The sequence below is a fragment of the Alcaligenes sp. SORT26 genome, from assembly GCF_017377875.1.
GTDB classification, from domain to species: Bacteria; Pseudomonadota; Gammaproteobacteria; order Burkholderiales; family Burkholderiaceae_B; genus Alcaligenes; species Alcaligenes parafaecalis.
Genome location: NZ_CP070975.1, coordinates 1,621,781 through 1,634,162, shown reverse-complemented (window position 1 = coordinate 1,634,162; position 12,382 = coordinate 1,621,781). Strand labels below are relative to the sequence as shown.

Below are 12,382 nucleotides of genomic sequence, written 5' to 3'. Positions count from 1 at the left end.
CTTAGCGGCCAGCCAGAAACAGGAAAATACACGGGGTTTTGTCCAGTGCAGGGGGCTGACGCTCGCGCCATTGTTCTACCGTAGCGGTTTGAATCAGTTCGCGCGAACCCGTCAAGTCACGAGCCAGGCATAAGCGAGTGGTGGGCTTCAAAGCCTGCAGCAAAGTGCTGTACATGGCCTGGTTGCGATAGGGGGTTTCGATCAGAATCTGGGTTTGCTTCAGACTTTGGGATTGGTTTTCCCATTGCTTGAGCTGCTTGGCGCGGGCGCTGCCATCGACCGGGGCGTAACCATGGAACACAAACTGCTGGCCGTCCAGGCCGCTGGCCATTAGGCTGAGCAAAATGGAAGAGGGGCCCACGTGTGGACGCACCGGAATCTTCATTTCGTGGGCCATTGCCACGACCAGCGAGCCTGGGTCGGCCACGGCCGGGCAGCCAGCTTCTGAAACCAGACCAATGGCTTGGCCTTGCAGGGCTGGTTTTAGCCATTCACGCATTTCACCGGGCTTGTTGCCGCGTTTATCCAGGGTGTGGATCGTGATTTCTTGCAGGGGCACCACAGGTTCAATCAACTTCAGGAAGGCGCGGGCTGTTTTGGCGTTCTCAGCAATAAATACAGTTAGTTCGCGTGTCAGCGCGCGTACATCGGCAGGTAGCCAGCCGCTGATCGGGCTCTCACTTAAGCCAACGGGAATCAGATGCAAGGGGGCGGCTTGGGGCATGGGCTAATCAGTCCTAAACGGAAGGGGTCAGAAGGTTGGGGCGCAAGGGGTTCAGACCAAAGTGACGCAGCATGGTGCACAGTTCGATCAGAGGCAGGCCGATAATGGCGGTCGGGTCATCCGAGCGCATGGACTCCATCAGGGCAATGCCCAGACTTTCGGCCTTGGCGCTGCCTGCGGTGTCGTAGGGCTGTTCCTGAAGCAGATAGTGCTCAATTTCCTCATCGCTTAATGCGCGAAAACGACAATTGGTAACAATATCGCTGCACAGGAATTCCTGTCCATCCGTCACACATAAGGCGCTATGGAAATCGATGAGCTGACCGCTCAGGCGACGCAGTTGTTTCTGCGCACCGGCATGGTCGCCAGGTTTGCCTATGGCGTCCTGGCCGGAGGTGGCGACCTGATCGGAGCCTATCACCAGTGCGCCTGGGTTGAGCAGGCTGATGCGGGCCGCTTTTTCGCGGGCCAAACGCAGGCTGAGCTCGGCTGGAGCCTCTCCGGGAAGTGGGGTTTCATCAATGTCAGGAGACTGACAGGTGAAAGGCAAGCCCAAACGCGCTAACATAGCGCGGCGGTAGACTGAGCTTGATGCAAGGATGAGACGCATAGTGTGTTTTAGCTGTGCTTTGGTTTGACTGCCTTGTGCTTAGCACGGTATTATCTAATGTTTTCTTCGTTATTGAAATGGTTGCGGACTTACTTGGCGCTTGTCGGGTTTGCTTTGCAGGCGTCAATAGCGAAGGGCAGGAAAAAGAAATAAAGTGGTAGAGCGCCCAAGCGATACCAAAGCAAAGCAGTCAAACAAGCAAAACAAGTAACACGAGCAACAAACAAAACAGCATCAGGGTTCTGGTACAGCCTGGCTTGATGCCTTACATATCTATGACGACACAGTATATCGACACCTTGAATCTAGCTCGTGCCCCCCAGGAAATGGCGGGTCAGGTGCTGGTGGAAGATATGTCTCGTCTGGTATCCGATTTGCCCGATCAAGGCGATTTGCGCATTGAATGGAGTGTATCGGGTCGGGAAGATTCTGCCCGGCGTCGTTTTGTGCATGTGCAGGCCAAAGGCACCGTCATTTTGGAATGCCAGCGCTGTGTAAAGCCTTTTGAGTGGCCCATCGATATTTCTAATGAAGTACAGATTGTGGCAACCGAGGAAGAACTGGAGCTGGACGATGACGATACGGAAGGTCCTGATCGCATCTTGTGTGAAGGCCAGTTGGATGTCTTGGGGCTGGTCGAGGATGAACTGATTCTTAGCGTGCCGTATGTGCCGCGCCATGAGGTTTGCCCCGACGCGCAGTCCTTGTCCATGGAAGCCAAGTCTGACGACCTGGATGAATCCGCTTTCGAGCGGCCATCTCCATTTGCTGTACTGGGCTCGCTCAAGAAGTCTTGATTGTTTGTTACTAATTCGTTAATTTTTTCGGGCTGCACCCATTTATTCGGGGTTGTCCATCTACAGGAGTCATCATGGCTGTTCAGCAGAATAAAAAGAGCCCGTCCCGGCGTAACATGCGTCGTTCGCACGACGCGCTTACTGGTCCTTCGACGGCTATCGAGCCTACGACTGGCGAACTGCACCTGCGTCACCACATCAGCCCCAACGGCATCTATCGTGGCCGTAAAGTGCTGAAGACAAAGAACGACGAGTAATAGTCTCCTTGTCGTTGCAAGCAACATAGGTTGCATGCTTGATGTCTAACAAAAAAATACGTATTGCCATCGATTGCATGGGCGGCGATATCGGTTTATCCGTCACTGTCCCTGCAGCGCTGCTTTTTGCCAAGCGCTATCCGGATGTGCACTGCTTATTGGTTGGCGAGCCTCAGGCCATCGAGCAAACATTGCGTGCGCAAGGTAATGTCGATACCTCCTGGTACGACATTCTTCCCGCATCCGAAGTTGTCACCATGGCCGATTCGGTCGAGGTGGCCCTGCGCCGCAAAAAAGACTCCTCCATGCGAGTGGCTGCCCAGTCCGTCAAGGACGGGATAGCTGATGCCTGCATTTCTGCAGGTAATACCGGCGCATGGATGGCAATTTCGCGCTACGTACTCAAAACTCTGGATGGGATTGATCGCCCAGCCATTGCCACGTCCATCCCGAACCAAAAGGGCGGGGCCACGATCATGCTGGACCTGGGTGCCAATGTGGATTGCTCCGCAGAACACCTTTTGCAGTTCGCCATTATGGGATCTGCGCTGGCCAGTATCGTGGATCGCCACGAGCGTCCCACTGTGGGCTTGCTCAATATTGGGGAAGAGGTCATCAAAGGCAACGAGGTCGTCAAGAAGGCGGCTGAATTGTTGCGCTCCAGCGGACTGAATTTTTACGGCAACGTAGAAGGCGACGATATCTGCAAAGGTACCGTCAATGTGGTCGTGTGCGACGGTTTCGTGGGCAATGTGGTCCTTAAATCCATTGAAGGCCTGGCCAAAATGGTCGGCAGCATGCTGCGCGACGAATTTACCCGTGACCCCTTGAGCAAAGTATCCGCTTTACTGGCTCGCCCGGTCTTGAATCGTTTCCGCGACAGGGTGGATAATCGTCGACATAACGGTGCGGCTCTTTTGGGTTTACGCGGTATTGTTATCAAGAGTCATGGTTCTGCCGATGCCTATGCTTTCGGTTATGCTTTGCAGCGGGCCCGCGATGCGGTGCTCAATGGTCTGCTCAGCGGCACCAGCCAGGCAGTCGAACGCATCATGCAAAGCGTGAGCTTGCAAGATGCGCAAAGCGGCGAACCAGATACACGCCATACTTCAGAGCCCTCGTCCTCATAAGAACGGGCTTGATCGGGAACATAAAATGACGATATTTGCCAAGATTATCGGTACAGGCGGCTACCTGCCTCCTCGGATTGTGTCTAACGATGATCTAGCGCTTGAGCTGGCTCAAAAGGGTATCGAAACCTCCGATCAGTGGATTGTCGAGCGCACCGGTATTCACCAGCGTCATCTTGCCGATCCCGGTGTTCGTACCAGTCATCTGGCGACACACGCTGCGCGTCAGGCACTGGAAGATGCGGGCATTGCTGCCCAGGATCTGGACCTGATCGTGGTGGCTACCTCTACTCCCGATTATGTTTTTCCCAGCACGGCTTGTCTGGTACAGGCGGAACTGGGCAACAAAGGCGCTGCTGCGTACGACGTACAAGCGGTTTGCAGCGGCTTTGTCTATGCGCTGACAACGGCTGACGCCATGATCAAGGCGGGCCGTGCGCGTAATGCGCTGGTCATCGGCGCTGAAGTGTTCTCCAGCATCCTGGATTGGAACGACCGCTCTACCTGCGTCCTGTTTGGCGACGGTGCGGGCGCTGTGGTTCTGCAAGCCAGCGATGAGCCTGGTATTTTGGCCGCTCAACTCAATGCAGATGGCAGCCAAATGGGTATTTTGTGCGCGGCAGGCAATGTCTCGCATGGCCAGGTGGTGGGCGATCCCTTCCTGCGCATGGACGGTCAGGCTGTGTTCAAGCTGGCTGTTACCTCTCTGGCCACCTCGGCCAATCAAGTTTGTGAACAGGCGGGCATTTCCTTGTCCGATATCAATTGGCTGGTTCCTCACCAGGCCAACGTTCGCATCATCAATTTTCTAGGTCGTAAGCTGGGTATCCCCTCCGAAAAGGTGGTTATCACGGTTGATCAACATGCCAACACCTCGGCAGCCAGTGTGCCTTTGGCCCTGAATGCTGCTCGCCGGGACGGTCGTATCCGTGCCGGGGATCTGGCGCTGTTGCAAGGCGTGGGTGGCGGCTTTACCTGGGGTTCGGTGCTGGTCCGCTGCTAAGTAGCGCGATCCGGATTACCGCCTCATATCTTTGGGTTTTTCTACCATGAAAATTGCGTTTGTCTTTCCAGGACAAGGCTCGCAGTCCGTTGGCATGCTTGATGCCTGGTCCGAGTCGGCTGTTGTACAGCAAGCCATTGCACAGGCCAGCCAGGCGCTGGGTCAGGATCTGGCCCAGTTGATGGCTCAGGGTCCTGCCGATGCGCTGAACCTGACCACCAATACTCAACCAGTCATGCTGGCTAGCGCCGTGGCCATGTACCAGGCCTGGATTCAGGCTGGTGGCCCCGTTCCTGCCGTAATGGCCGGACATAGCCTGGGTGAATACTCTGCCTTGACGGCTGCTGGTGCCTTGAGCCTGGAGCAGGCTGTTCCCTTGGTGCGTGTACGTGCGGATGCCATGCAAGCCGCGGTACCCCTGGGTGTCGGTACGATGGCCGCCATTTTGGGTCTGGATGATGATCAGGTGCGTGATGTGTGTGCTCGCGCTGCTGAGGGTCAACAGGTTCAGGCCGTTAATTACAACGCACCGGCCCAGGTCGTGATTGCGGGTCATGTGGAAGCGGTAGATCGCGCTTGTGCGCTGGCCAAAGAAGCAGGCGCCAAGCGTGCCTTGGTGTTGCCCGTGTCGGCTCCATTCCATTCCAGCTTGCTGGAGCCGGCGGCTGCTGTGCTGGCCCAGGCTTTGGCCTCGGTGCAGGTTCAGACTCCTGCTGTTTCTGTGATCAATAACGTGGACGTTGCCGCGCCTACCGACCCAGAGCAGATCAAAGATGCGCTGGTCCGTCAGGCCTGGCATCCCGTACGTTGGGTAGAGACCATTCAGGCCATGAAGGCCCAGGGTGTCACCCACGTGGTTGAATGTGGTCCTGGCAAAGTGTTGACCGGTTTGATCAAGCGTATTGATCGTGACCTGGTCGCCTTGTCGATCAGCGACCCTGCGTCCTTGCAGGCCACCTTAGAAGCCCTGGAGGGAGCGTAAATGCAAGAATTGGATCTTAGTGGCAAGACTGCCCTGGTAACCGGCGCATCGCGTGGTATCGGTCAGGCCATTGCCAAAGAATTGATGGCACGCGGTGCCAAGGTTGTGGGTACGGCTACGTCTGAAGCGGGCGCGCAGGCAATTTCTGCTGTGCTGGATCAGAACGGCAGCTACGGCCAGATGTTGAACGTGGACGATCCCGCCGCTTGTGAAGCGCTGATTTCGGCACTGAGCAAAGAAGATGGCGGCCCGCACATTCTGGTCAATAACGCCGGGATTACCCGCGATAACCTGGCCATGCGTCTGAAAGACGAAGACTGGGACGCCGTTATCCAGACGAACCTGAGCGCGGTGTTCCGCCTGTCGCGTGCTGTTATCCGCCCCATGATGAAGGCCCGCTGGGGCCGCATCATCAGCATCACTTCGGTGGTGGGCGAGAGCGGTAACCCCGGCCAGGCCAATTACGCTGCTGCCAAAGCGGGCGTAGCTGGCATGAGCCGTGCCTTGGCGCGCGAACTGGGTAGCCGTAACATTACAGTTAATTGTGTCGCTCCGGGCTTTATCGATACGGACATGACACGCTCGTTGACTCCTGAGCAGTCGGCGGCTATTTTGTCGCAAATCCCCCTGGGACGACTGGGTGCGGCTGAGGACATCGCTAACGCGGTCGCCTTCCTGGCCGGGTCGCAAGCGCAATATATTACGGGCAGTACCATCCATGTGAATGGTGGTATGCACATGTAAGGCTTGGCATCGCGCCCGGCTGAGGTAAAATTGCGGGATTATTTGGGGCCTATTGCTTGAGCCGGCGTTGTAAGAATAACGTTGGGCCTCATACAAGAACGCCGTTTTTTGTCATAGCTTATCCCTCTTAGCAGTATGGATTGGCTATAATTTGCGGGAATTTTTCCCAACTTGGAGAATCTGCATGGAAAGCATCGAACAGCGCGTCAAGAAGATCGTCGCTGAACAACTTGGCGTTAACGAAGCCGAGATCAAAAACGAATCTTCTTTTCTCGACGACCTCGGTGCCGACTCGCTCGACATGGTCGAGCTCGTGATGGCGCTCGAAGACGAATTCGAAACTGAAATTCCAGACGAAGAAGCTGAGAAAATCACGACGGTCCAGCAAGCTGTGGACTACATCAATTCTCACAGCAAGCAGTAAGTTCAATTAAGAGGGTGGGCGGCATTGTGCACGCCCTCGCTCCAGAGCGGTTTCCAGAGAGTAGCTTGTGCCCGGCGGCTTTAGCTTGCAAGACGCAGTTATTCCCTTTAAACCGCTTTTTTTGTGTTTAGGAGTCATCCGTGAAACGACGTGTCGTGATTACCGGGCTGGGTATTGTTTCCCCGGTCGGCAACGATATTCCTACCGCGTGGGATAACATCGTCAATGGGCGTTCGGGCATCGGGCGTATTACCCGTTTCGATCCTTCAGCCCTAACCGCCCAAATAGCGGGTGAGGTCAAGGGTTTTGAGTTAGCACCCTACATTTCAGTCAAAGAAGCCAAGCAAATGGATACCTTTATCCATTATGGCGTGGTGGCTGGCATGCAGGCTTGGCAGGATTGTGGCCTGGATATCAATAGCATTGATGCAGAGCGCGTCGGCGTTATTGTCGGCTCGGGGATTGGTGGGTTGCCCCGTATTGAAGAAACCCAAAAAGAGTATCTGGATCGGGGTCCACGTCGGATTTCCCCGTTCTTTGTGCCTGGATCCCTGGTTAACCTGGTATCGGGCCAACTGTCTATCGGCCTGGGTCTGAAAGGCCCTAGCTATGCCGTGGTGTCCGCGTGTACGACAGGTCTGCATTCCATTGGTGATGCAGCACGCCTGATCGAATACGGCGATGCGGATGTCATGCTGGCCGGTGGTGCAGAATCCACCGTGTCCCCCCTGGGGATTGGTGGTTTTGCCGCCATGCGTGCTTTGTCCACCCGTAACGATGATCCGGAAACGGCATCGCGTCCTTGGGACGTGGATCGCGACGGCTTTGTGCTGGGCGAAGGCGCAGGTGTGCTGGTACTGGAAGAGTACGAACACGCCAAGAAACGCGGCGCACGTATTTACGGTGAGTTCTCCGGCTATGGCATGAGCTCCGATGCGCATCACATTACTTCGCCAGACCGTGATGGTCCTCGTCGTGGTGTTGCCAACGCTTTGCGCAACGGTGGCATCAATGCGGATGAAGTTCAGTACGTGAATGCTCATGGCACTTCCACGCCATTGGGCGACGTGAACGAATCTGAAGCCTTGAAACTGGCTTTTGGTGATCACGCCTACAAGCTGGTGGTGAACTCCACCAAGTCCATGACTGGTCACCTGCTGGGTGCGGCCGGTGGTATTGAAGCGGTGTTCACCACCTTGGCGGTGTACAACCAGATCTCGCCACCTACTATCAATATCTTCAATCAGGATCCTGCTTGCGATCTGGATTACTGCGCCAATCAAGCGCGTGACATGAAGATTGATGTGGCCTTGTCCAATTCCTTCGGGTTTGGTGGCACCAACGGTTCGATGGTGGTTCGTCGTCTTCGTTAAGCTAGACTGCCCCACTCGTAACGCCCAGTCCTGGTCGATTGGAGCTCCGGCTCCGATGCGCCGACTGGGCGTTTTTATCTGTGTCTTGGTGGCCTTGAGTTTGGCCTGGACAATGAATAGCTGGCAATTGCCTGTGGCCTTGGCGATTTCAACAGGTGCTTTGTGGGCTTATTTTTTGTATGCTCGCAGTCGTCGGGCATGGAACGAGCACGCTACACTAGCTCATTGTGCAGGGCTATACTCCTTGCAGTGCGCCGGGTCAGTAGATAAAGCCGTGCGGATCGAGCAGGTCTGGCGCTCTCCCTGGTTTATGACCTTGCGTCTGCTGGGGGATCAAGCCAGCACCGAGCCCTGTACCGTGACTCTATGGCGGGGTGCCCAGACTAAGCAGGCCTGGTGGGCATTGTGTCTATGCGTTAACCGGCTGTCCCATCAGGTCCGTGCTCAGAACAAGGATTCTTAATGAGTGAACGCGATACCGATGCCGAACTAGTTGCACGTGTTCAGCGTGGGGATAAGCGAGCCTTTGACCTGCTGGTACTGAAGTATCAGCGCAAGATCATGCGTCTGCTCAGCCGCATGGTGCGTGACCCGTCCGAAGTCGAGGACGTGGCACAAGAAACCTTCATCAAAGCATACCGAGCGCTTCCCCAGTTCCGGGGAGAGAGTGCTTTTTACACCTGGCTGTATCGCATTGCGATCAACACAGCCCGTAATTGGCAGGCCTCGGCAGCACGACGTCCCAATACCGTGCAGAACGTCGAAACTGAAGAAGGTGAAACTTTTGACCGAATCGACAACCTAAGCGATATAAGCACGCCAGAATCCATGATGGTCAGTCGCCAGATTGCTGAGACTGTGAATACAGCAATCCAGGCGCTGCCGGAAGAATTGCGGACGGCTATCGTGCTACGTGAAATAGAAGGTATGAGCTACGAAGACATAGCTCAAACCATGGACTGCCCTATAGGAACTGTGCGCTCACGCATCTTTCGGGCTCGAGACGCGATTGCTGCACAATTGCGCCCCATACTGGATGGTGATGATAGTGAACGACGGTGGTAAGGATTGATGATGCAAGCCTTGAAATCCCATTCCGATGAAGACCAACTCAATGCCTGGGAGGCCGCTGTGTCCTCCTGGGTGGATGGCGAGGCTGAAATACGCCCCGAGGAACTGGACTCCCCTTATGGGCGACAAGTCTGGGATACCTATCATTTGATTGGCGACGTCATGCGTACCGACGCGCTGGCGATCCGTACCTCGGATCGCTTTTACGCGCGCCTGTCCAAAGCGATTGATGAAGAGCCTACCGTGCTCGCACCCAATGCCATGAAACGGCCTCTGGTACAGCGCTATGGCGTCAGCGGCCTGGTTGTGGTGGCGGCGGTGGCGGCTGCCTTGTGGGTCGGTCTGCCTTATATGGGCATCAGTTCGGTGCCCGGCACGTTGGTCGCTAGCGTTCAGGACGATCAGCTCTGGAATGATTACGCGGATTTGCACCGCGACTTTGTTGGTACCGGTCCGGTACGCCATGTTTCCTTTGAAAGTGGAGCCCTGGGTCAATGAGGTCTGTACGTATGCCGTCGCAGGTGGCCCTGGCACGTCTCTACAAGGGTTTGTTTGCCTTTTCGCTGGCGATGCTGTGTACACCTGTACTGGCTCAGGACGCCAGCGGGGTTGAACCGCTGGATTTGCCCTGGCTGCAGAAAGTTCATAAAGCGGCTCGCGATCTGGATTATTCCGGGGTCATTATTTACACCCAGGATCAGTCCAGCCAGTCCATGAAGCTGGTTCATATCATTGACGGTACGGGCGAGCGCGAGCGTCTGGAAATTCTGGATGGCGAACCGCGTGAATTCCTGCGTCAAAACGAAGTGACGCAATGTCTGATTCCCGAAAAGAAAATGGTGGTGATCGAACGTCGTGAAAACGAGCGTTTTCCCAGTTTTCTGGTCGGTGATGTCAGCCAGCTCCCCAATTTCTACGACATGCGGCGTCTGCCCACTCCGGAGCGGGTTGCCGGGCGGCCCTGCGACCTGATCGAGCTGGTGCCCAAGGATGAGCAGCGTTATGGCTATCGGGTCTGCGCTGATACCGATCACCATTTATTGTTGAAAATGCAAACTTTGGACCCACAACAAGTTGTAGTGGACCAGATTGCCTTTGCCTCGGTCGCCTTTGGCGAGCAGGTGGACCTGCAAGAGTTGCGTACCAGTTGGAACCCCAGCAAGTGGGAAGTGGTCGAACCCGAGGTCCAGAAAATTGATTTGAGCGAGCTAGGGTGGCATCTGGCCATGCCTGCCGGTTTTAGCTTGCGTTCCGAGATGCTCAGACCCATGCGGGCCGGGCGTCAGGTAACGCACTTGATGATGTCTGACGGTCTGGCTGCGATTTCGGTCTTTCTGGAACGGGTAGGAACCCCGGAAGCCGAGGAAAACAGCTTGGGGGCATTTCACCGTGGTTCCATGAATATGTACCGCAGTCGCATTAATGATTATGTTTTGACGAGCACGGGCGCGGTCCCAGTACAGACCTTGCGCGCTTTGCTGGAAGGTACACAGTACACCCCTCTATCCCGGACACATTGACGATCGTCCACCAGGAGTATTTGAGAATGGAAAAATCGAGTCTAAAAATGCGTATTCCTGTTCTTTCGGCTTTGACGGCTGCCGTGTTGTTTGCGGCCGGTGCGCCCATGGCCCACGCTCAGGCCCAGCCCGTAGAGACGGGCGAGCAAGTCCAGAGCACGACCCTGGGCTTGCCTGACTTCACCGGTGTTGTTGCCAAGACCGAGGATGGGGTTGTCAATATCCGCACTACCGAGGCCGTGCAGGTGCGTTCCCCTGCCATGGGCCCGGGTTCGGACCCCTACGATATGTTCCGCTGGTTCTTCGGGCCGGATTTCATGCCTCCTGGCATGGCTCCTCAGCGTCCCCGTGGCGGCGGTAATGAAGGTCAGCAGCCACAAGAGCGCACGGTCCCGCGTGGCGTAGGTTCGGGTTTCATCATTTCTGCTGATGGCTACATCCTGACCAACAACCATGTGGTGGCGGATTCCAACGGTATTTTCGTGACCCTGAGCAATGGCAAGGAATACCCTGCCAAGATCATCGGTACGGACGAACGCACTGATGTGGCCTTGATCAAGATCGAAGCCAAAGATTTGAAGCCCATGGCGATTGGTGATTCCAAACAGCTCAAGAAAGGGCAGTGGGTTCTGGCCATTGGCTCTCCGTTCGGCCTGGAGTCGACGGTGACGTCCGGGATTGTCAGCGCAATCAATCGCGAAACGGGTGATTACCTGCCTTTTATTCAGACAGACGTCGCGGTGAACCCCGGTAACTCCGGTGGTCCACTGATCAATCTGAATGGTGAAGTGGTCGGTGTGAACTCGCAGATCATCTCGCGCAGTGGCGGTTTCATGGGTATTTCCCTGGCGATTCCGATTGACGAAGCCATGAGCGTGGTCGAGCAGCTCAAGTCTGACGGTAAAGTGACGCGTGGCCGTATTGGCGTTCAAATTACGCCGGTCGCAGATGATGTTGCTACCGCCCTGGGTCTGAAAGACAGCAAGGGTGCTTTGGTCAGCAGTGTGGAAGAGGGTGGTCCAGCCGCCAAGGCCGGCATCCAGTCCGGTGACGTGATCCTGAAATTTAACGATCGCAGCATTAATCAGATGACAGATCTGCCCCGTATTGTGGGTGGCACCAAGCCAGGTCAAAGCTCTACGGTGGAAATCTGGCGCAAGGGCAAGGTACAGACCGTCAAGATCGAGGTTGATGAGATCCCTTCCAGCAATACCAATACTGCCAGCAAGGACGAGAAAAATAGTCCAGCCGCCAGCAGTGCAGACGCATTCGGCTTGAAGGTGACGGCAGTACCAGCCGCCGATCTGAAGCGTCTGGGTGTGGAAAGTGCCGTTCAGGTGACAGAGGCCACGGCCCCTGCCAGCGAAGCCGGTCTACAGCCGGGCGACCTTATTTTGCGAGTCAACGATAAAGACGTAGGGACCCCGGATCAATACGCTAAAATGGTGGCTTCCTTGGATAAATCCAAAGCAGCAGCCTTGCTGGTTTTGCGTGAAGGCCAGTCGCAATGGGTTTTGATTACGCCATCGAAATAAAAATTCTGTAAAACGGCTAAAATGGTAGCCATTGATGAACTCCGGCCACGGGCCGGAGTTTCTCCGCCACCATTCGGAGCTGCAGTCTGCCCCGAATGGATAATGGCTCCACGTGCGCCCGTCTGACAGGACGGGTCTTGCGTTTCAGGCGCGTGGACTGAAAAGGGGCGTCATGGGCGCCCCTTTCTTGTGCCGTCTCTCTGGCATTGCGC

At 55.7% G+C, this 12,382-nt stretch carries 15 protein-coding genes; 13 read left to right on the top strand and 2 right to left on the bottom strand.

Going from position 1 to position 12,382, the window contains the following annotated elements; translation table 11 throughout:
• Window position 1: 1 nt before the first annotated feature.
• The gene (locus tag JYG33_RS07635) at window positions 2-724 is read right to left on the bottom strand and encodes an SAM-dependent methyltransferase (protein ID WP_207875376.1); all 723 of its coding nucleotides are present in this window, start codon (window positions 722-724) and stop codon (window positions 2-4) included.
• A gap of 13 nt (window positions 725-737) precedes the next feature.
• Window positions 738-1,292 (bottom strand): Maf family protein, encoded by a 555-nt coding sequence (locus JYG33_RS07630; protein ID WP_243430300.1) that lies wholly within the window; start codon window positions 1,290-1,292, stop codon window positions 738-740.
• Between the two features lie 317 nt (window positions 1,293-1,609).
• On the opposite strand from JYG33_RS07630, the gene JYG33_RS07625 reads away from it, so the two are divergent.
• The 13 genes from JYG33_RS07625 to JYG33_RS07565 all read left to right on the top strand — a co-directional run bounded on the left by JYG33_RS07625 (window position 1,610) and on the right by JYG33_RS07565 (window position 12,170).
• Window positions 1,610-2,131, top strand: a complete 522-nt coding sequence (locus JYG33_RS07625; RefSeq protein WP_207875374.1) for a YceD family protein — start codon at window positions 1,610-1,612, stop codon at window positions 2,129-2,131.
• A gap of 74 nt (window positions 2,132-2,205) precedes the next feature.
• Window positions 2,206-2,388 carry a 50S ribosomal protein L32 gene (gene rpmF, locus JYG33_RS07620; protein WP_003800968.1) on the top strand — a complete coding sequence of 61 codons (183 nt, stop codon included), beginning with the start codon at window positions 2,206-2,208 and terminating at the stop codon, window positions 2,386-2,388.
• A gap of 41 nt (window positions 2,389-2,429) precedes the next feature.
• Window positions 2,430-3,518 (top strand): phosphate acyltransferase PlsX, encoded by a 1,089-nt coding sequence (gene plsX / locus JYG33_RS07615; RefSeq protein ID WP_207875373.1) that lies wholly within the window; start codon window positions 2,430-2,432, stop codon window positions 3,516-3,518.
• Window positions 3,519-3,543: 25 nt separating this feature from the next.
• Window positions 3,544-4,521 carry a beta-ketoacyl-ACP synthase III gene (locus JYG33_RS07610; protein ID WP_207875372.1) on the top strand — a complete coding sequence of 326 codons (978 nt, stop codon included), beginning with the start codon at window positions 3,544-3,546 and terminating at the stop codon, window positions 4,519-4,521.
• 46 nt (window positions 4,522-4,567) lie between these two features.
• Window positions 4,568-5,503, top strand: a complete 936-nt coding sequence (gene fabD, locus JYG33_RS07605; protein WP_207875371.1) for an ACP S-malonyltransferase — start codon at window positions 4,568-4,570, stop codon at window positions 5,501-5,503.
• On the top strand, window positions 5,504-6,247 hold the full coding sequence (fabG, locus tag JYG33_RS07600) for a 3-oxoacyl-ACP reductase FabG (protein WP_207875370.1): 744 nt from the start codon (window positions 5,504-5,506) through the stop codon (window positions 6,245-6,247). It abuts the gene before it with no gap.
• Between the two features lie 184 nt (window positions 6,248-6,431).
• Window positions 6,432-6,671 (top strand): acyl carrier protein, encoded by a 240-nt coding sequence (gene acpP, locus JYG33_RS07595; RefSeq protein ID WP_003800961.1) that lies wholly within the window; start codon window positions 6,432-6,434, stop codon window positions 6,669-6,671.
• 140 nt (window positions 6,672-6,811) lie between these two features.
• Complete coding sequence (fabF, locus tag JYG33_RS07590; protein ID WP_207875369.1) at window positions 6,812-8,044, top strand: beta-ketoacyl-ACP synthase II; 1,233 nt, start codon at window positions 6,812-6,814, stop codon at window positions 8,042-8,044.
• 55 nt (window positions 8,045-8,099) lie between these two features.
• Window positions 8,100-8,507 carry a hypothetical protein gene (locus JYG33_RS07585; protein WP_207875368.1) on the top strand — a complete coding sequence of 136 codons (408 nt, stop codon included), beginning with the start codon at window positions 8,100-8,102 and terminating at the stop codon, window positions 8,505-8,507.
• Window positions 8,507-9,109, top strand: a complete 603-nt coding sequence (rpoE, locus tag JYG33_RS07580) for an RNA polymerase sigma factor RpoE (RefSeq protein WP_207875367.1) — start codon at window positions 8,507-8,509, stop codon at window positions 9,107-9,109. Before JYG33_RS07585 ends, rpoE begins: the two co-directional genes overlap by 1 nt.
• A gap of 6 nt (window positions 9,110-9,115) precedes the next feature.
• Window positions 9,116-9,613 carry a sigma-E factor negative regulatory protein gene (locus JYG33_RS07575; RefSeq protein ID WP_207875366.1) on the top strand — a complete coding sequence of 166 codons (498 nt, stop codon included), beginning with the start codon at window positions 9,116-9,118 and terminating at the stop codon, window positions 9,611-9,613.
• Window positions 9,610-10,635: a MucB/RseB C-terminal domain-containing protein gene (locus tag JYG33_RS07570; RefSeq protein WP_222666923.1), complete on the top strand. Its 1,026-nt coding sequence runs from the start codon at window positions 9,610-9,612 to the stop codon at window positions 10,633-10,635. Before JYG33_RS07575 ends, JYG33_RS07570 begins: the two co-directional genes overlap by 4 nt.
• Before the next feature lie 26 nt (window positions 10,636-10,661).
• Entirely contained in the window at window positions 10,662-12,170 is a 1,509-nt protein-coding gene (locus JYG33_RS07565; RefSeq protein WP_207875365.1) for a DegQ family serine endoprotease, read from the top strand.
• The last annotated feature ends 212 nt before the right edge of the window (window positions 12,171-12,382 follow it).